Raw genomic sequence first — 17,066 nt, 5'->3', positions numbered from 1 at the left:
AACGTTCCGAGGTCCGTCTGGCCGCCTCCGCCAGCATCTCCTCGCAGGTGAACGCCTCGTTACGCAATAGCCGGGTCAGGCGAATCTCTCCCGCCCGATTGCCGCCCAATCGACGCACCCGCAGCTTTCGGCCGCCCGACGCGACCAGCCGGCCCAGGAGAAAGGCCCCCCTTTTTCCAGGCGACGGTCGCCAAACCGTCCCAGTCCAAGCTCCATGCCATCCTCCTCGACAATGAGAACAACACGGAATCAGACATTCTGCCCGTCTTCAACTTCGATGTGTGAATGCCGTAGCCCTTGTGGGGGAGGGCTAGGGAGGGGGGTAGCCCAGGAAAAGCTACCGGTTGTTGATGATGCAATTGGACTGGTGAACGAAGGAAAGAATTCCCGTGCGGCACCCCCCTCCCTGCCCCTCCCCCACAAGGGGGGAGGGAACGGATAGAGCGCTGTTGTGGAGCGAATTCGATCTGACCTCACGATTTAGAACGGCCGAACGATTCCGACGCGTGGGATCAGCGTGAGGATCAGACCGAAGACATTTGTCTTGCGATCCTCGGCCGGAATCGGCGCAGCTTCGTGCTTCGCCGGCAGCATCTTCACCGCGTGCAGGATCAGGAACATGCAGACCGCCCAGTTCGAGATCCAGCGCGAATAGTCGAACACCATCGCGAACATCACGAGATAAGCGACGCTGATGCCGACCAGGGCTGCGACGACGAGCCGCTTGTGCAGATCGCTCGCGAGCGCACCGATCAGGCGCGCAAGGTAGCGCCACAACGGCGTGTGCAGCCAGATCAGAAGCGCGAACACGGGCACGCCGAGGATGTTGTGCGGCAGGCGCCCCCATGTATCTGCAACCTCCTTCGCCAGCGGCTGGTACCAGATGTAGGCGAATTGCAGGAGGTCGGTACGCGCAGGATCGGCCATCCGGCTTTTGAGATAGGCGACGAAGTCTGCTTCGGGGATCGGCATCGTTCCCAGAAACTGCGCGGCGAAGAACAGCGCGGAGACGACGGCGAGAGCGATCACACCGAAGACGACATTGCCGCGATGGCAGCCGCAAGCAAGGTAGTGCCGGATCACGACGATGGCGATGATCGTCGGCACATACATCAGGAGATGAATGTGATGGATCAGCACCAGAACGATCGAGAATAGCGCAGCTGTCGCCACGAAGACGAGCGAGCCCGCCGGCATCAGCAGCAGGACGATGGCCAGCGCGCAGCCATAGATGTCGAAATGGCCGAGCGTGTGCATGAAGTTCTTGAGGAAGAACGGCGAGCCCGCGGTGAAGACGAACAGCGGCAGCGTTCCTGCGGTGAAGCCGAACGTTTTCTGAAACAGCCTTGCGTACAGGGCGAGCGTCGCAAGCCACGTTGCGCCGCCGAGCGCGAAAACCAGCCAGACCGGCACCTTGTCCGTGAACAGCGCGACGATTGCCCCGATCAGCGCGCGCTTGATGAAGCCGAAATGATAGTCGACCAGGAGATGGATGTAGGGGACGTAAGGCGGCAGCTGGATCTTGTGAACGAAGACGCCAACGAGGACCGCCGCGTTGAGCGCGAGCAGGAGCCGCCAGGGATTTTGCAGGATGCGTACGGTCACGCCGCATCCATAGCGTGACCGCCCCGAATTACAAAATGAACCGGCTCAGATCCGCGTTCTTGGCGAGGTCGCCGATGTGCTTTTGTACGTAATCCGCATCGAGCCGGACGGTCTCGCCGTTGCGGTCAGGGGCGGTGAAGGAGATCTCGTCCAGCACCCGCTCCATCACCGTCTGCAGCCGCCGGGCGCCGATGTTCTCGACCGTTGAATTGACGGCAACCGCAATGTCGGCCAGCGCATCGATGGCGCTGTCGGTGATGTCGAGCGTCACGCCTTCAGTCTGCATCAGGGCGACATATTGCTTGATCAGCGAGGCCTCGGGCTCGGTGAGGATGCGGCGCATGTCGTCGCGGGTCAGCGCCTGCAATTCGACGCGGATCGGCAGGCGGCCCTGCAATTCCGGCAAGAGGTCGGACGGCTTGGCGACGTGGAAGGCGCCGGAGGCGATGAACAGGATGTGGTCGGTCTTGACCGCGCCGTGCTTGGTCGAGACCGTGGTGCCTTCGATCAGCGGCAACAGATCGCGCTGCACGCCCTCGCGCGAGACGTCGCCGCCGACGCGGCCGTCGCGCGCGCAGATCTTGTCGATCTCGTCGAGGAACACGATACCGTTGTTCTCGACCGCGCTGATCGCCTCCAGCGTTAGCTGCTCGGTGTCCAGCAGCTTGTCGGATTCCTCGTTGACGAGAATCTCGTGCGAGCCTTCGACCGTCAGCCGCCGCGTCTTGCGTTGGCCGCCGAGCTTGCCGAAGATGTCGCCGATCGAGATCGCGCCCATCTGGGCACCCGGCATGCCCGGGATCTCGAACATCGGCAGGCCGCCGCCGGACGATTGCGTCTCGATCTCGATTTCCTTGTCGTTCAATTCGCCGGCGCGCAGTTTCTTGCGGAAGGATTCCCGCGTCGCCGAGCTCGCATTGGCGCCGACCAGCGCATCGAGCACGCGCTCCTCCGCGGCAAGCTGGGCGCGCGCCTGCACGTCCTTGCGCTTCCGCTCGCGCACTTGCGCGATCGCGACCTCGACGAGATCGCGGACGATCTGCTCGACGTCGCGGCCGACATAGCCGACCTCGGTGAACTTGGTCGCCTCCACCTTCAGGAACGGCGCATTCGCGAGCTTGGCGAGCCGCCGCGCGATCTCCGTCTTGCCGACGCCGGTGGGGCCGATCATCAGGATGTTCTTCGGCAGCACCTCCTCGCGCAAGGAGCCTTCGAGCTGCTGCCGCCGCCAGCGGTTGCGCAGCGCAATCGAGACGGCGCGCTTGGCGTCGCCCTGGCCGACGATGAAACGGTCGAGTTCGGAAACGATTTCGCGGGGGGAGAAGTCTGTCATGTCACCTTAGCTAGGGTCAGAAGCGGGTCGGGACAAGCTGCTTTTTTCCGCCGTCAGATGATCGGCGGGCCGGATTGCCATTGCTTCACGGCCTCGACCGGATGGATCAGCATCAGGATATTGAGCGTCAGATTGTCGCGAATGTGGAGCGCCAGCATGATTTCCAAGGCGAGCCCAAGCAGCACGGTCGCGGTGACAGGAAGCGCGCGTGCGGCCAGGAACCCCAGGATCATGGCGAGATTGTCCGAGACCGAATTGACGATGCTGTCGCCGTAATAATCCAGCGAGATCGTACCGGCGCGGTAGCGTTCGATGATGAACGGCGAATTCTCGACGATCTCCCACGTGCCTTCGATCAGCATCGCGATGATCAGCCGTGCGGGCCAGGAGAGAGGCAGGAACGGCAGCCGTGCGAACAGCAGCCAGGTCAGGCCGTAGAACAGGAAGCCGTGCAGCACGTGTGAGAAGCTGTACCAGTCGGCGATCTGCTGGGAATTCTCCGAGCTGTTCACCACGCCGTGCCACAGCTTGATGGTGCCGCAGGTGCAGATCGCCACGCGCCCCATCGCAAGCAGGATCGCCGCCTGCAGCGCCAGCAGCAACAGCGCGATGCCGGCCCAGCCGAGCGGCGGGACGGCGATCTTGGTCTCGCGGGCCTGCACCAGCGTCACGGTTCGCGCACCATCAGCAGTGCCGGACCATCAGGCGTCTCGACCATGCGATCGCGGACGAATCCTGCCTTCTCGTAGGCGCGTATCGCGCGTGCGTTGTGCGGGTCCGGATCGGTGACCATGCGCGGCAGTCCCTGCCGAAACCATTCGTCGACGAATTGGCGGATCAAGGCCGAACCATGGCCGCGCGCGATCATGTCGCCCTCGCCGATGAACTGGTCGATGCCACGCGTGCCCTCCGGTTGCGGCCCGAAGCCCGTATTCCAGGCGGTCAGGCGGTAGCATTGAAGATAGCCGAAGGGCTTCTCGCCGGCCAACACGATGAACTGGTCCATCGCCGGCTCGTCGAGATCGCCGCTGACGAGGGAAAACTGCACGTCCGGATCGCCCCACCACTCCCGCACATGCGCCTCACCCAGCCACCGCCCGATCAGCGGCAGGTCGGTCGTGCTCATCGGGCGGAAGGTGTAGGTGGGGGTCATAGATCAAGGCGTGACTAGCTGAACGAATTTCGGTCGGTAGCAACGCTCTCTCCGTTCCCTCCCCCCTTGTGGGGAAGGGTCAGGGAGGGGGGTGCCACTCGGGGATTCTTTCCGTCGCGCGACCGCACTTGGTGCATCATCAACAACCGAGACCTTTTGCTGGGCTACCCCCTCCCTAGCCCTCCCCCACAAGGGGGGAGGGAACGCATCTGTGTCGGGGCGCCGGCTGACCTTATCTCAGCAAGGCCTTACCCCGCCGCCAGGCTCTCGATCGTCACATTCCGGTTGGTGTAGACGCAGATGTCCGCGGCGATGTCGAGGGAGCGGCGGACGATGGTCTCGGCGTCCTTGTCGGTGTCGAGCAGGGCCCGTGCCGCCGCTAGCGCGTAATTGCCGCCGGAGCCGATCGCCATCACGCCGGCCTCGGGTTCGAGCACGTCGCCGGTGCCTGTGAGCACCAGGGAGACGTCCTTGTCGGCCACGATCATCATGGCCTCCAGCCGCCGCAAATAGCGGTCGGTGCGCCAGTCCTTGGCGAGCTCCACCGCCGCTCGGGTCAGCTGCCCCGGATATTGCTCGAGCTTGGATTCGAGCCGCTCGAACAGCGTAAACGCGTCAGCCGTGGCGCCGGCGAAGCCGCCGATCACGTCGCCCTTGCCGAGCTTGCGGACCTTCTTGGCATTGGACTTGATGACGGTCTGGCCGATCGAGACCTGGCCGTCGCCGCCGACCACCACCTTGCCGCCCTTGCGGACCGTCAGAATTGTGGTGCCGTGCCAGCCCGGCGAGCTGCCTTGGGAATCGCGCATGAATGATCCTCGTTGTCCGGCCTGATTTAGGCGGTCAGGACCGGGGGTACAACGGGCCGTTCCGGGCCGAATTCGCTCACCATAGGCAGAAGTGGAGCCCCGGTCGGCCGTTCCCGCAGTAGCGAAGGCGTCATTTGGCTGTTAAGAGACTGGCGTTTTCGGACCAAAACCCCAGCGAAAGCCTTCAATGCGCACCGCGACGATCAAGCGCAAGACCAAGGAAACCGACATCGAGGTCTCCGTGAACCTCGATGGATCAGGCGTGGCCAATATCGCGACCGGCATCGGCTTTTTCGACCATATGCTCGATCTCCTCGCCCGCCATTCCCGCATCGACCTCACGGTCAAGGCAGTGGGCGACCTGCACATTGATTATCACCATACCACCGAAGACACCGGCATCGCGCTTGGCCAGGCGGTCAGGCAGGCGCTCGGCAACATGGCGGGCATCACCCGCTATGCCGGCGTGCACATGCCCATGGACGAGACGCTGACGCGCGTGGTGATCGACATCTCGGGCCGCCCGTTCCTGGTGTTCAAGGCCGACTTCCCCCGGCACAAGATCGGTGAGTTCGACACCGAGCTGGTGCGCGAGTGGTTCCAGGCCTTTGCCATCAATGCCGGCGTGACTCTCCACGTCGAGACCCTATATGGCGATAACAGCCATCATATCGCCGAGTCCTGCTTCAAGGGTCTGGCGCGGGCGCTGCGCACGGCCGTGGCGATCGATCCGAAGGCGGCGGGCGAAATCCCCTCCACCAAGGGCTCGCTCGGCGGCTGACATCTCCGTCTTGCGGCGAATGCTGCTGGCGGCATCACTGAATTTCGAGAACGGGGCATCACCATGCCTGTCTACACAGTTCACGCTCCCTCACCCGCCGGAGCAAATCTGCGCGCGACCGACAAGATCGTGTTCGTGCGCGACGGCTTCCATTTCTGGGCGATGATCTTCGGTCCGTTCTGGCTGTTGTGGAATCGGCTGTGGCTGGCGCTGATCGGCTATCTGATCTTCGTGGCTGCGTTCAACGCGGGGCTGTCGAGCCTCGGGCTCGGGCGCTCCTCGATCTTCTTCGCCGACCTCGTCATCGCGCTGCTGATGGGCTTGGAGGCCTCGAGCCTGCGCCGCTGGACCTTGTCGCGCGGCAAGTGGCGGCAGCTCGACATCGTGGTCGCCGACGACAGCGATACCGCGGAGCGCCGCTTCTTCGAGCGCTGGAGCCAGAAGCAGAACGGCATCGCCAGCGATCAATGGGCCGTTGATCGCGGCGGGCCGCCGCCGACCCGGAACGTGCCGGGCCAGCCATTTTCGAATCCGCCGCCGATTCCGGCCGGCGGCATCATTGGATTGTTTCCAGAACCGGGAGGGTCAAGATGAGCGTCGCGATCATCGATTACGGTTCGGGCAATCTGCATTCCGCCGCCAAGGCGTTCGAGCGCGCCGCGCGCAGTCTCGAGAAGCCGCAAAAAGTCTTCGTCACCAGCGATCCCGATCAGGCTTACGAGGCTGACCGTCTGGTGCTGCCGGGAGTCGGTGCCTTCGCCGATTGCCGGCGTGGGCTCGATGCCGTCAACGGCATGGTCGAGGCCATCACCGAAGCGGTGCGCGTCAAGGCGCGGCCGTTCTTCGGCATCTGCGTCGGCATGCAGCTGATGGCGAGCCGCGGCAAGGAGCACGTCGTCACCGAAGGCCTGAACTGGATCGGCGGCGACGTCGAGAAGATCACGCCGCGCGATGAGAACCTGAAAATCCCGCACATGGGCTGGAATACGCTCGAGGTGCTCAGGGAGCATCCGGTGCTGGACAAGCTGCCGCTCGGCCCGAAGGGCCAGCACGCTTATTTTGTGCACTCCTATCACCTCAACCCCGCCAGCGAGGCGGACGTGCTCGCGCGCGCCGATTACGGCGGGCCCGTCACCGCGATCGTCGCGAAGGACACCGCCATCGGCACGCAGTTTCACCCCGAGAAGAGCCAGCGTTTCGGCTTGGCCCTGATCTCGAACTTCTTGCGATGGAAACCGTGATCCTCTTTCCCGCGATCGACCTCAAGAACGGCCAGTGCGTGCGCCTCGAGCAAGGCGACATGGCGCGCGCGACCGTGTTCAATCTCAATCCGGCCGCGCAGGCGCAGAGCTTTGCCGCGCAGGGTTTTGAGTATCTTCACGTCGTCGACCTCGATGGTGCCTTCGCCGGCAAGCCGGTGAATGCTGACGCCGTCGAGGCGATGCTGAAGACGATCAAGATTCCGGTGCAGCTCGGCGGCGGCATTCGCGATCTCGCGACCGTCGAAGCCTGGCTCGACAAGGGCATCACCCGTGTCATCATCGGCACCGCCGCGGTGCGCGATCCGGAGCTGGTGAAATCCGCTGCGAAGACATTCCCCGGCCGCATCGCTGTGGGTCTGGACGCGCGTGACGGCAAGGTCGCGGTCGAAGGCTGGGCCGAGACCTCGCAGGTCACAGTACTGGAGATCGCCAAGCGGTTCGAGGATGCCGGCGTTGCCGCCATCATCTTCACCGACATCGCGCGCGACGGCCTGCTCAAGGGCCTGAACTTAGAGGCGACCATCGCGCTGGCCGAGGCCATCACGATCCCGGTGATCGCCTCCGGCGGCCTCGCCTCGATCGAAGATGTCAAAGCCATGCTGACGCCGCGGGCGAAAAAGCTCGCCGGCGCGATCGCCGGCCGTGCACTCTATGACGGCCGGCTCGATCCCGCCGCCGCCCTCACCTTGATCCGCGACGCGCGCAGGAGCTGACCCATGTTCAAGGTGCGCGTGATCCCCTGCCTCGACGTCAAGGACGGCCGCGTCGTCAAGGGCGTCAACTTCGTCGATCTCAGGGATGCCGGCGATCCCGTCGAAGCCGCCATCGCCTATGATGCCGCCGGCGCCGACGAACTCACCTTCCTCGACATCACCGCGACCCACGAGAACCGCGGCATCATGCTGGACGTGGTCCGGCGCACGGCGGAAGCCTGCTTCATGCCCGTGACCGTCGGCGGCGGCGTGCGCGAGGTCAACGACATCAAGACGCTGCTGCGCGCCGGCGCCGACAAGGTCTCGATCAACAGCGCCGCGGTATCGCGGCGCGAATTCGTCAAGGAAGCGGCCGAAAAGTTCGGCGAGCAGTGCGTGGTGGTCGCGATCGACGCCAAGCGCGTCAAGCGTCCGGGCGGCGACCGCTGGGAGATCTTCACCCATGGCGGGCGCAACTCCACCGGCATCGATGCGATCGAATACGCGCAGGAGGTGGTTTCGCTCGGCGCCGGTGAGATCCTGCTCACCTCGATGGACCGCGACGGCACAAGGCAGGGCTTCGACATTCCGCTGACCCGCGCGATCGCCGACAGCGTACCCGTTCCCGTGATCGCCTCGGGCGGCGTCGGCAATCTCGACCATCTCGTCGACGGTATCCGCGACGGGCACGCCACGGCGGTGCTGGCGGCCTCGATCTTCCATTTCGGGGAATTCACCATCCGTGAGGCCAAGGAGCACATGGCGCGGCGTGGGCTGCCGATGCGCCTGGATGCCTGACGACTCCCGTTCGCAACGATGCTACATTGGCGGATGGGCATGGCCGCCGTGGCCAAATCTGTTGCCAAGCGTGTTTTTCGAGTAAGTCCGATGCCGCGTTTCACGATCCATGATCTGGCCGAGACCATCGACGCCCGCGCGGCGTCCGGCGGCGAAGCATCGTATACCCGCAAGCTGCTCGACAAAGGCCCCGAGCATTGCGCCAAGAAGTTCGGCGAGGAAGCAGTCGAAACCGTAATCGCTGCAGTCGAAAACGATCGCGCGCATCTGATCGCTGAAAGTGCCGACCTGCTCTATCATTTCCTTGTGTTGCTCAAGGCCCGCGGCATAAAGCTGGAAGAGGTCGAGGCCGCGCTGGACAAGCGGACCTCGATGTCAGGGTTGGAAGAGAAGGCGTCGCGCAAGGGCGGCTAGGGCGAATAGATCGCAACGGAAAGGCGGCGTCATGGATATCCGCGCACCCGAGCAGCAGTACAATCCCTACCGCGTCTATACGCGCGAGCAATGGGCGCGGCTGCGCGACGATACGCCGATGACGCTGGAGCCGGGCGAGTTCGACCGGCTGCGCTCGCTGCACGACCGCCTCGACCTGCAGGAGGTCGAGGACATCTATCTGCCGCTGTCGCGCCTGTTGTCGATCTACGTCGACGCGACGCAGCGGCTGTATTACGCCGAGCGCCAGTTCCTCAACATCCGGGATCGCAAGGTGCCCTACATCATCGGCGTCGCCGGCTCGGTGGCGGTCGGGAAATCCACCACCGCACGCGTGCTCCAGGCCCTCCTGGCGCGCTGGTCGCCGCGGCCGAAGGTCGAGCTGATCACCACGGACGGCTTTCTCTATCCCAACGCGGTGCTCGAGCGCCACGGCATCATGCAGAAGAAGGGTTTTCCGGAGAGCTACGATCTGCCGCTGCTGCTCAGCTTCCTCTCCGACATCAAGGCCGGCCGCCGCCACGTCCGCGCGCCGGTCTATTCGCATCTGACCTACGACATCGTGCCGAACCAATGGGCCGAGATCGACCAGCCCGACATCCTGATCGTCGAAGGCGTCAACGTGCTGCAGACCGGCAAGCTGCCGCGCGACGGCAAGGCGGTGCCTGTGGTCTCCGACTTCTTCGATTTCTCGGTCTATATCGACGCCGACGAAGCGGCGCTGCGGCAATGGTACATCAAGCGCTTCCTGGCGCTCCGCGACACCGCATTCACCGATCCGAAATCCTACTTCAACCGCTATGCGCTGTTGTCGGACGAGGAAGCCACCGCCACCGCGATCGCGATCTGGGAGCGTACCAACCTCGCCAACCTCGAGGACAACATCCTGCCGACCCGCCCCCGCGCGACGCTGATCCTCAAGAAGGGCGCCGACCACACGGTGGAGAGCGTGGCGCTCAGGCGGCTGTAAGCGCGCCGGACAGCCGGGCCGATTGCAATTTTCCGGCTGAGTATCTTTTGATGCAGACCGACAAAGGGTATTCCGATATGGCCTTCGAAAACGTGAGGGGCCATGGTTGATCGTCTCAGAAGCGCTGCAGAGCATCTTGAAGCGCCGACATGTCCAGACTGTCACGTCGAGATGAGGTGGTTCCGCTCGGAACTGCTCACGGACGAGCCGACCCCGGTCATCGCGCATCTCTTCGTGTGCCCGCATTGCAAGCGTGCCGCGCAGGCAAATACCGTCTTCCGGGGAGGCCAGACGACGCCCGACAGGCTGTCTGCACCGCGCTTTATTGCCTCTCCTGCATGGACATGCTGCGTCGGCCGATCGCTCCAGGCCCGGCATGACGATCATTTCGGGACCCCTGTTGCGACTTCGAGACGACGAAGATGTGCCACGTCGTCAGAAACATCGCAGCGACGAGCGGGCCGATGACGAAGCCGTTCGCTCCGAAGGTCGCAAGGCCGCCCAGGGTGGCAAGCAGCACGACATAGCTCGGCATCTGGATCGACTGGCCGACCAGGATCGGGCGAAGAAAATTGTCCGCAAGGCCGATCACGAAGGTGCCGAAAGCGAGCAGGATGATCCCCTTCGTGACGGCGCCTGCCACGAGCAGATAGAGCGCGACCGGAACCCAGACCAGGGCGGAGCCGAGCACGGGCAGCAGCGAGACCAGCGCCATGAGCGCGCCCGCCAGCAGCGGCGCAGTCAGTCCGAGCACCCAGAAGATCAGTCCGCCAAGCGCTCCCTGGATCATTGCAACCAGGATGATGCCCTTGATCGTCCCGCGAACCGCCAGGGTGAACGCATCCAGGATCTCGGCGGTATGGCTCACACGCAGCGGCAGCGCGCTGCGGATGCGCAGGTTCAGTTCGTCACCGTCGCGCAGGAAGAAGAACAGCAGGTACAGCATCACGAGCAGGCTCGCGACGAACTCCACGGTCAACTGGCCGATATTGATCGCGTGCCCCGCCAGTTGCTGTCCGGCCGGGACCACCAGGCTCGACAGGCGTTCTTTCAGGGCCGTCAGATCGATGCCAGCCAGGCGATCCGAGATGGACGCGGCCCAGCCCGGCAGCGCGGCTTTCAGCTGCTGCAGGGGATGCGCCAGATTGATTTCGCCACTTTGGACGCGCTGAACCAGCTCGCCTCCCTGCTCGATGAGCGAAGCGATCACGATCCCGACGGGGATCAGGACCATGACGACCACGACGATGACAGTGAAAAGTGCCGCAAGGTTGCGCCATTTCGGAAACGTTTCCAGGCAACGCCGATAGAACGGCGCGAAGATGATCGCCAGCAGCGTGGCCCACAACACAGCGCCGGAGAAAGGCCAAAGCAGCCAACCGAACGCGAGTGAGATCACGCCAAGCCAGACGAGGAATGAGCGGTTGTCCAATGGTCTCACGTGCTTGCCGTGCCTCCAGTCGCTACTTGCCCGGCGTGCTAGCACACGACGGAGGCTGGGCGGCAAGTTTCGCCCCGCCTCCGTCGCGCCGGCGGCGGGATCAGATGCGGCCTGTCACTTGCCGGCTTTGGCGGCCCAATCGGCCATCTTGATGCGGCCCACAAAGATGGCGGGGCCCGAGCTGCCGGCCTTGTAGACGAAGGCCTCGCCTTCCTGGACGTCGCCCGCGTCCTTGCCGAAGGCATCAGCGATGTTGGTCTTGTGGGTGACCAGGACCGTGTTGGTGCCGGCCTTCGGCGGCGCATCGACGAGCTGGCGCACGGCCTGCCCGGCCTTGGCATTGGCGCCGGTCGGGTTTGCCATTCCCGAGGCGCTGGCGTTGCTGCTCAAGGATCGTGACGCGCAACGCGCGCGATTTCGATTGCGATCGCCGGACGCGATCAGGTCCCCGTGAGATCCGGAACTGTCAGGTGCCGGGACGCGGCGAGGCCCGCCAGCGCCTCCTCGAGCTTCTCGCGGTCGAGCGGCTTGATCAGAAATCCGTTCATGCCCGCCTCGAAGCAAGCGTAGCGATCCTCCACCAGCGTGTTGGCGGTCAGCGCCAGGATCGGCGTGTGCTGACTGCCCAAGTGTCCGCCCAAGGCGGCCTCGTGCGCGCGGATGCGCTTTGTCGCCTCGATGCCGTCGAGCTGCGGCATCTGGATGTCCATCAGCACGAGATCGTAGGGCGTGCCGGCCGATGAGGCGGCGAGCCAGGATTCCAGCGCGGCCTCGCCATGGACGGCGATGACGACGCGGTGGCCGAGCTTGGTCAGCAGCGAGCGCATCAGCAAGGCGTTGATCTCGTTGTCCTCGGCGACGAGGATCGACAGGCCTTTCGCCGGCGCGGAGCCGGCGGACTTCGCAGGCGGCTCCGGCGCGAGATCGGGCGAGGCGACCTCCGGCGTCAGGGCAAGGCGCGCGGCGAGCGAGGCCGCGCGCAGCGGCTTAACCAGAAAGCCGGTGAAGGCCGGCGACAGCTTTTCGTGCCGCGAGCTCGACGTCAGCAGCACGAGGCGCTGCAAGGCGTGCGCGCGGGCGGCCTCACCGAGATGATCGGCCACGGCAGGACCGATCGCCCGATCGATCAGCACCGCGTGCCAGGAGCGTTCCGGCAGCAATGCTTCGGCAACCGCCGCATCTGCAACCAGGCAGGTCTGGCCGCCCCAGCGTTCGAGGCGCCGTGCGATGAGCGAGGCTTCGATGCCGTCGGCGACGAGGAGCATTGACTTGCCGGTGAGGTCGGGGCTCGGAAATGCGGTTTGCCCCGCGCTGCCTTGCGACGGCGCAAGCGGCACCGCGACCTCGAAGGTCGAGCCCTTCCCCGGCTCGCTGGTGAGCGTGATCCGCCCGCCCATGCGCTTGACGATGCGCTCGCTGATGGCGAGGCCAAGTCCGGTGCCCCCATAGGTGCGGGCGACGCGCTCGTCGGCCTGCTCGAATTCGCGGAAGATGCGCTGCTGGGCCTCGGCTGCGATGCCGATGCCGGTGTCGCGAACCAGGAAGCTGATCTCGTTCGGCCAGATGCCGGGCTCGACGATCAGTGCCACGCCGCCGTCGCTCGTGAACTTGATGGCGTTGCCGGCGAGATTGAGCAGCACCTGACGCAGCCGCGCGGCATCGCCGACCACTTCGAGCGGCAGGCGCTCGTCGACATAGGCGGCGATCTCGAGCGTCTTCGCCTGAGCGCGCGGCGCGAGCAGCTCGGTGATCTCCTCGACCAGGGTCGAGAGCGCGAAGGGACGTTGATCGAGATCGAGCTTGCCGGCCTCGATCTTGGAATAATCGAGCAGCTCCTCGATCAGCGCCATCAAGGCTTCGCCCGAGGTCTTCACCGCCCTGGCATAGGTCGCCTGCTCCGGTGTCAGATGGGTGTCGAGCAACAGGCCGCCCATGCCGATGATGCCGTTCAATGGCGTGCGGATCTCGTGCGAGGCCATCGCCAGGAAGCGCGACTTGGCGCGATTGGCAGCGTCGGCCTGGTCGCGCGCGTCGGATAATGCGCGTTCGGTCTCGGTGCGGTCGGTGACGTCGCGTCCCACGCTCTGCAACTCGGCGGGCTGGCCAGCATCGCGGCGGACATAGCCCTCGCGCCAGGCGATCCAGCGCGCGCCGAGCGGCGTTGCGATCTTCTGGTCGTGAATGCGCGTGCCGCTGCTCTCGCGGGCGCTGTCGCCCTGCTCCAGCACGTCGAAATCGAAGCGCGTGCCGACCAGCGCGCTGCGCGCCTGTCCTGCGAGCGCACAATAGGCCTCGTTGGCAAAGGTGATGCGGCCATCGGTAGCGCGCAGCACGATGAGGTCGCCCTGCTGCTCGAACAGGCTGCGGGCGCGCTCTTCCGCTTCCTTCAGCTCCCAATTGCGGTCGATCAACGTCTCATTGTGGGCGGCGAGCGTCCGCAGCCGCTTGTTGACGAAGCGCAGGCGCATGCTCAGCGTTGCAAGGCCGAGGCAGGCGAGTGCGAACAGGAAGCTGGCGCCGATCGCAAAGGTATGGGGATCGTAGCCGGAATTCTCGGACCGGCTGCCGGAGACGAAACCATAGGCGCCGCCGAAGGTCGCCGAGAAGATCATGAAGGAGCGGATCGCGAAGGCGAGCCTCGGATGTCGCCGCCTGAAGCGACGCATGCGCACCTTGATCCGGAACGTCCGACCCATCGCAACCGACCCTTGCCTGAAACCCCGCCGCCGCGTGCGACGATGGCCCGCCGACCTTGCGAACTGCTTGCGGCTGTGGCGCCGCCTCCGAACAGGGTTGACGAGGTGTTAACGGGGCAGAGCGCTCAAACAATTGAGCTCTACAGCGAAGCCGCCTGGACGCGGCCATGGCCGCCGCGCGCGCCGACGATCAGCGCCGCCGCCTCGCGCGGCGAGAACGTCTTCGAGCGCACATAGATGCGGTAATCCGCCGGTCCTTCGCTGGAGAGATAGACCACCTGGCCGCCGTCGACCGGCTGCGCGGCGATCGAGACGAGGCGCGTCGAGGGACTAGCTTGGCAGGAGTCCGGTTCGGAGCCGAGCCCGTCGTCGACCACGGCGAAATCCGCAGCGTCGGCATCCTCGGTGATCTGGACCCGCACCGTGGCCCGCGCGGGATCGTCGGTGAAGGCGACATGCACGCCGGCGGTCCAGAACAGCGAGGTGAGCTCGACCGATGTGTCGCCCAGCGCGATGCAGGGATGCGATACCGATCCGATCTCGACGCGGGCGAAGACCGCGGCCGCCAATAGGGGAAGGGCCGAGGCCAGGAACTTGAAACGCAACATGACGCTCTACTCGCCGGGCCCGTGGGGAACTCACAACCGAAACGCGTCGGGCCTCATGGTTTGCAGAGCGTAAAGGAAAGTCGTTACCGCCGGGTTGATGCGCGGGCACGCTTAGGCCAGCTGCCGCACATCCTCCGCGAGTGCGCGGTAGGACAGGGCTTCGGCGAGGTGCAGTCGGCCGATCTTGTCGGCATGGTCCAGGTCGGCCAACGTCCGCGCCACCCGCAGCACGCGGTGATAGCCGCGTGCCGACAGGCGCATCGTCTCGGCGGCATCGCGCAGCAGTTTGGCGCCTTGCGCGTCCGGCTTTGCGATCTCTTCCAGCACGGAAGCGGGTGCTTCGGCATTGGTGCGGACATGGGGCAGGCCTGCCTCCGCATAGCGCGCCAGCTGGATGTCGCGTGCGGCCGCGACGCGGGCGGCGACCTCGGCCGATCCTTCCGCCGGCGGCGGCAGGATCAGGTCGGCGGCGGTCACCGCCGGCACCTCGATGCGCAGATCGATGCGGTCCATCAGCGGACCGGAAATGCGCGCCTGGTAATCGCCGGTGCAGCGGTCGATGCGGCCGCGCTTGCAGGCATAGCCGGGCTCGAACGCATTGCCGCAGCGGCAGGGATTCATCGCCGCGACCAGCATGAAGCGGGCAGGGTAGGTGACGCGATGATTGGCGCGCGACACCGCGACCTCGCCGTTCTCCAGCGGCTGGCGCAGCGAATCCAGCACGCGCGGATCGAACTCGGGCAATTCGTCGAGGAACAGCACGCCCTGATGCGCCAGCGAGATCTCGCCGGGCTTGGCACGCGCGCCGCCGCCGGTGAGCGCGGCCATGCTGGCGGAATGATGCGGCGAGCGGAACGGGCGCCGCGCCGTTAGCGCGCCGCCTTCGATCTCGCCGGCGACGGAGGCAATCATCGAGACTTCCAGCAGCTCGCTGGGCGACAGCGGTGGCAGGATCGAGGGCAGGCGCGCGGCCAGCATGGATTTGCCGGCGCCCGGCGCGCCAATCATCAGCAGATGATGCCCGCCGGCGGCCGCAATCTCCAGCGCGCGCTTGGCGCTTTCCTGGCCCTTGATGTCGCGCAGGTCGAGCGTCGAGGCGGCGGCCTCGTGCACCTTTGGCGAGGGCCGCGACAGCACCTGCGTGCCCTTGAAATGGTTGGCGATCTGGATCAGCGAACTCGCCGCGATGATCTGGATGTCCGGGCTCGCCCACGCCGCTTCCGAGCCGCAGGACGCCGGGCAGATCAGCCCTTCCTCGCGCATATTGGCGCCGATCGCGGCGGGAAGGACGCCGGCCACCGGCGCGATCGAGCCGTCGAGGCCGAGCTCGCCGAGCACGGTGAAGCCGGTGAGCGCATCCGGCGGGATCGCGCCGATCGCCGCCATCAGCCCGAGCGCGATCGGCAGGTCGTAATGGCTGCCCTCCTTGGGCAGGTCGGCGGGCGCCAGATTGACGATGATCCGCCGCGCCGGCAGCGCCAGCCCCGAGGCGATCAGCGCCGAGCGCACCCGCTCGCGCGCCTCCGACACCGCCTTGTCCGGCAGGCCGACGATGGCAAAGGCCGGCAGGCCAGGCGCGACCTGCACCTGCACGTCGACCGCGCGGGCCTCGATCCCCTCAAAGGCGACGGTAGAAACCCGCTGAACCATGCCGAACCAGCCTGCCCTCTGCTGCAATTAGGGGTAGCAGAGCGCGGCCGGTTTCGCAAGAACAATACGGGAACGATCTGCCGTCATTGCAGCGTGTGGCCGCCATGCGTAGACCGATGCTGAGAAGAATAGATCCAATATGCGTGGAGAGCCTCTCTCTCTCTCTCTCTCTGGAGGAAAGGGTGCGCCGGCCTCACACCACGTAGGCAAGACCGGCGCGATACGCCTCAGGCTTTGAGGCACTCAGGGAGAGACAGCAAATTGTTCGGCTGCTCTCCATCGGCGGTCGTCTTCAGATACTTGTTACCAAAGCGGCTGGTGGCAACGAGAACCCAGACCCGGTCGGCATTGGCCGGCTTCACCCAGAACTTCCATTGCCTAGTCTCAATCAGGACAATGGCGTCCTCCTGGGTGAGGCGCCAACCACCGCCAGCATTTCCGCCTACATGCGTGATGCGCTCGTGCGGATTGTAACGGTCGCTCTTGTTGATGCAGCTGATCTGAGCGGTCTGAGTTTTGACCGTGATGTTCATAATTATCACCTGTGTCTTGCGAGACAGGCTTGACCACCGGCTGTATCTCCGATTCTATCGGAGTTGCGTAACGACCAATGTCCCGCTTGACCTGTCTCGCGGGTTGAGTAGCGGACAAGAACTACCGAAGCCGTTGAACCTTGCCGGGTTTGGCGGCTTCATTCGTTCAGGTTCCCACAGGTTGAGGGCTTCGTCCGATTCCGTCAAGTATTAGTCGCTGGTATCCGTGATCACCCCTACATGTGGGGTATAAGTGGGATAACTGGCTCTTCGGGCGTGCGCGCCGAGTTGCCGCCTCCGCCG

Annotated in this window: 17 protein-coding genes and 1 pseudogene; 7 read left to right on the top strand and 11 right to left on the bottom strand. The window is 65.0% G+C overall.

Annotated elements, in window-relative coordinates:
• Positions 1-480: 480 nt before the first annotated feature.
• From HZZ13_RS27265 to hslV, 5 genes are all read right to left on the bottom strand, one after another.
• The gene (locus HZZ13_RS27265) at positions 481-1,605 is read right to left on the bottom strand and encodes a hypothetical protein (RefSeq protein ID WP_197962566.1); all 1,125 of its coding nucleotides are present in this window, start codon (positions 1,603-1,605) and stop codon (positions 481-483) included.
• Positions 1,606-1,633: 28 nt separating this feature from the next.
• Positions 1,634-2,938: an ATP-dependent protease ATPase subunit HslU gene (hslU, locus tag HZZ13_RS27260; RefSeq protein ID WP_197962565.1), complete on the bottom strand. Its 1,305-nt coding sequence runs from the start codon at positions 2,936-2,938 to the stop codon at positions 1,634-1,636.
• Positions 2,939-2,991: 53 nt separating this feature from the next.
• Positions 2,992-3,603 (bottom strand): DUF2585 domain-containing protein, encoded by a 612-nt coding sequence (locus tag HZZ13_RS27255; protein ID WP_210349494.1) that lies wholly within the window; start codon positions 3,601-3,603, stop codon positions 2,992-2,994.
• Positions 3,604-3,605: 2 nt separating this feature from the next.
• A complete protein-coding gene (locus HZZ13_RS27250) occupies positions 3,606-4,091 on the bottom strand; it encodes a GNAT family N-acetyltransferase (protein WP_197962563.1) in 486 nt (161 codons plus the stop codon).
• Between the two features lie 248 nt (positions 4,092-4,339).
• A complete protein-coding gene (gene hslV / locus HZZ13_RS27245) occupies positions 4,340-4,900 on the bottom strand; it encodes an ATP-dependent protease subunit HslV (RefSeq protein ID WP_197962562.1) in 561 nt (186 codons plus the stop codon).
• A gap of 187 nt (positions 4,901-5,087) precedes the next feature.
• On the opposite strand from hslV, the gene hisB reads away from it, so the two are divergent.
• The 7 genes from hisB to coaA all read left to right on the top strand — a co-directional run bounded on the left by hisB (position 5,088) and on the right by coaA (position 9,835).
• Positions 5,088-5,681 (top strand): imidazoleglycerol-phosphate dehydratase HisB, encoded by a 594-nt coding sequence (gene hisB / locus HZZ13_RS27240; protein ID WP_197962561.1) that lies wholly within the window; start codon positions 5,088-5,090, stop codon positions 5,679-5,681.
• 63 nt (positions 5,682-5,744) lie between these two features.
• Positions 5,745-6,275, top strand: coding sequence for a DUF2628 domain-containing protein (locus HZZ13_RS27235; protein WP_197962560.1), 531 nt, complete (start codon positions 5,745-5,747; stop codon positions 6,273-6,275).
• Positions 6,272-6,922, top strand: a complete 651-nt coding sequence (gene hisH / locus HZZ13_RS27230; protein WP_197962559.1) for an imidazole glycerol phosphate synthase subunit HisH — start codon at positions 6,272-6,274, stop codon at positions 6,920-6,922. The genes HZZ13_RS27235 and hisH overlap by 4 nt, the downstream gene beginning before the upstream one ends.
• Positions 6,910-7,656 carry a 1-(5-phosphoribosyl)-5-[(5-phosphoribosylamino)methylideneamino]imidazole-4-carboxamide isomerase gene (gene hisA, locus HZZ13_RS27225; RefSeq protein ID WP_197962558.1) on the top strand — a complete coding sequence of 249 codons (747 nt, stop codon included), beginning with the start codon at positions 6,910-6,912 and terminating at the stop codon, positions 7,654-7,656. Before hisH ends, hisA begins: the two co-directional genes overlap by 13 nt.
• A 3-nt stretch (positions 7,657-7,659) precedes the next feature.
• Positions 7,660-8,433, top strand: a complete 774-nt coding sequence (gene hisF / locus HZZ13_RS27220) for an imidazole glycerol phosphate synthase subunit HisF (RefSeq protein ID WP_018646048.1) — start codon at positions 7,660-7,662, stop codon at positions 8,431-8,433.
• Between the two features lie 90 nt (positions 8,434-8,523).
• Positions 8,524-8,847, top strand: a complete 324-nt coding sequence (locus tag HZZ13_RS27215) for a phosphoribosyl-ATP diphosphatase (protein ID WP_036044993.1) — start codon at positions 8,524-8,526, stop codon at positions 8,845-8,847.
• A gap of 31 nt (positions 8,848-8,878) precedes the next feature.
• Positions 8,879-9,835, top strand: coding sequence for a type I pantothenate kinase (gene coaA / locus HZZ13_RS27210; protein WP_197962557.1), 957 nt, complete (start codon positions 8,879-8,881; stop codon positions 9,833-9,835).
• A gap of 322 nt (positions 9,836-10,157) precedes the next feature.
• On the opposite strand, the gene HZZ13_RS27205 is transcribed toward coaA, so the two are convergent.
• The 6 genes and pseudogenes from HZZ13_RS27205 to HZZ13_RS27180 all read right to left on the bottom strand — a co-directional run bounded on the left by HZZ13_RS27205 (position 10,158) and on the right by HZZ13_RS27180 (position 16,763).
• Complete coding sequence (locus HZZ13_RS27205) at positions 10,158-11,276, bottom strand: AI-2E family transporter (protein WP_197962556.1); 1,119 nt, start codon at positions 11,274-11,276, stop codon at positions 10,158-10,160.
• A gap of 114 nt (positions 11,277-11,390) precedes the next feature.
• Positions 11,391-11,663, bottom strand: a pseudogene (locus HZZ13_RS27200) (histidine phosphatase family protein); the annotation flags it as partial.
• Between the two features lie 53 nt (positions 11,664-11,716).
• Complete coding sequence (locus tag HZZ13_RS27195) at positions 11,717-13,972, bottom strand: ATP-binding protein (protein WP_197962555.1); 2,256 nt, start codon at positions 13,970-13,972, stop codon at positions 11,717-11,719.
• Between the two features lie 140 nt (positions 13,973-14,112).
• The gene (locus HZZ13_RS27190; protein WP_197962554.1) at positions 14,113-14,580 is read right to left on the bottom strand and encodes a hypothetical protein; all 468 of its coding nucleotides are present in this window, start codon (positions 14,578-14,580) and stop codon (positions 14,113-14,115) included.
• 111 nt (positions 14,581-14,691) lie between these two features.
• Positions 14,692-16,230 (bottom strand): YifB family Mg chelatase-like AAA ATPase, encoded by a 1,539-nt coding sequence (locus tag HZZ13_RS27185; RefSeq protein ID WP_197962553.1) that lies wholly within the window; start codon positions 16,228-16,230, stop codon positions 14,692-14,694.
• Positions 16,231-16,457: 227 nt separating this feature from the next.
• Entirely contained in the window at positions 16,458-16,763 is a 306-nt protein-coding gene (locus HZZ13_RS27180) for a DUF3892 domain-containing protein (protein ID WP_197962552.1), read from the bottom strand.
• Between the last annotated feature and the right edge of the window lie 303 nt (positions 16,764-17,066).

The organism is Bradyrhizobium agreste (assembly GCF_016031625.1).
GTDB lineage: Bacteria > Pseudomonadota > Alphaproteobacteria > Rhizobiales > Xanthobacteraceae > Bradyrhizobium > Bradyrhizobium agreste.
The sequence above is the reverse complement of the archived record's forward strand: the minus strand, read 5'-3'. Positions and strand labels throughout refer to the sequence as shown.

Excerpts from the sequence above, each read along its gene's own strand:
- HZZ13_RS27235 (WP_197962560.1), top strand. The coding sequence starts at position 5,745 with ATGCCTGTCTACACAGTTCACGCTCCCTCACCCGCCGGAGCAAATCTG.
- hslV (WP_197962562.1), bottom strand. The coding sequence starts at position 4,900 with ATGCGCGATTCCCAAGGCAGCTCGCCGGGCTGGCACGGCACCACAATT.
- hisF (WP_018646048.1), top strand. The coding sequence starts at position 7,660 with ATGTTCAAGGTGCGCGTGATCCCCTGCCTCGACGTCAAGGACGGCCGC.
- HZZ13_RS27180 (WP_197962552.1), bottom strand. The coding sequence starts at position 16,763 with ATGAACATCACGGTCAAAACTCAGACCGCTCAGATCAGCTGCATCAAC.
- hisB (WP_197962561.1), top strand. The coding sequence starts at position 5,088 with ATGCGCACCGCGACGATCAAGCGCAAGACCAAGGAAACCGACATCGAG.
- HZZ13_RS27195 (WP_197962555.1), bottom strand. The coding sequence starts at position 13,972 with ATGGGTCGGACGTTCCGGATCAAGGTGCGCATGCGTCGCTTCAGGCGG.
- HZZ13_RS27185 (WP_197962553.1), bottom strand. The coding sequence starts at position 16,230 with ATGGTTCAGCGGGTTTCTACCGTCGCCTTTGAGGGGATCGAGGCCCGC.
- HZZ13_RS27250 (WP_197962563.1), bottom strand. The coding sequence starts at position 4,091 with ATGACCCCCACCTACACCTTCCGCCCGATGAGCACGACCGACCTGCCG.
- hisH (WP_197962559.1), top strand. The coding sequence starts at position 6,272 with ATGAGCGTCGCGATCATCGATTACGGTTCGGGCAATCTGCATTCCGCC.
- HZZ13_RS27190 (WP_197962554.1), bottom strand. The coding sequence starts at position 14,580 with ATGTTGCGTTTCAAGTTCCTGGCCTCGGCCCTTCCCCTATTGGCGGCC.
- hslU (WP_197962565.1), bottom strand. The coding sequence starts at position 2,938 with ATGACAGACTTCTCCCCCCGCGAAATCGTTTCCGAACTCGACCGTTTC.
- HZZ13_RS27215 (WP_036044993.1), top strand. The coding sequence starts at position 8,524 with ATGCCGCGTTTCACGATCCATGATCTGGCCGAGACCATCGACGCCCGC.
- coaA (WP_197962557.1), top strand. The coding sequence starts at position 8,879 with ATGGATATCCGCGCACCCGAGCAGCAGTACAATCCCTACCGCGTCTAT.
- hisA (WP_197962558.1), top strand. The coding sequence starts at position 6,910 with ATGGAAACCGTGATCCTCTTTCCCGCGATCGACCTCAAGAACGGCCAG.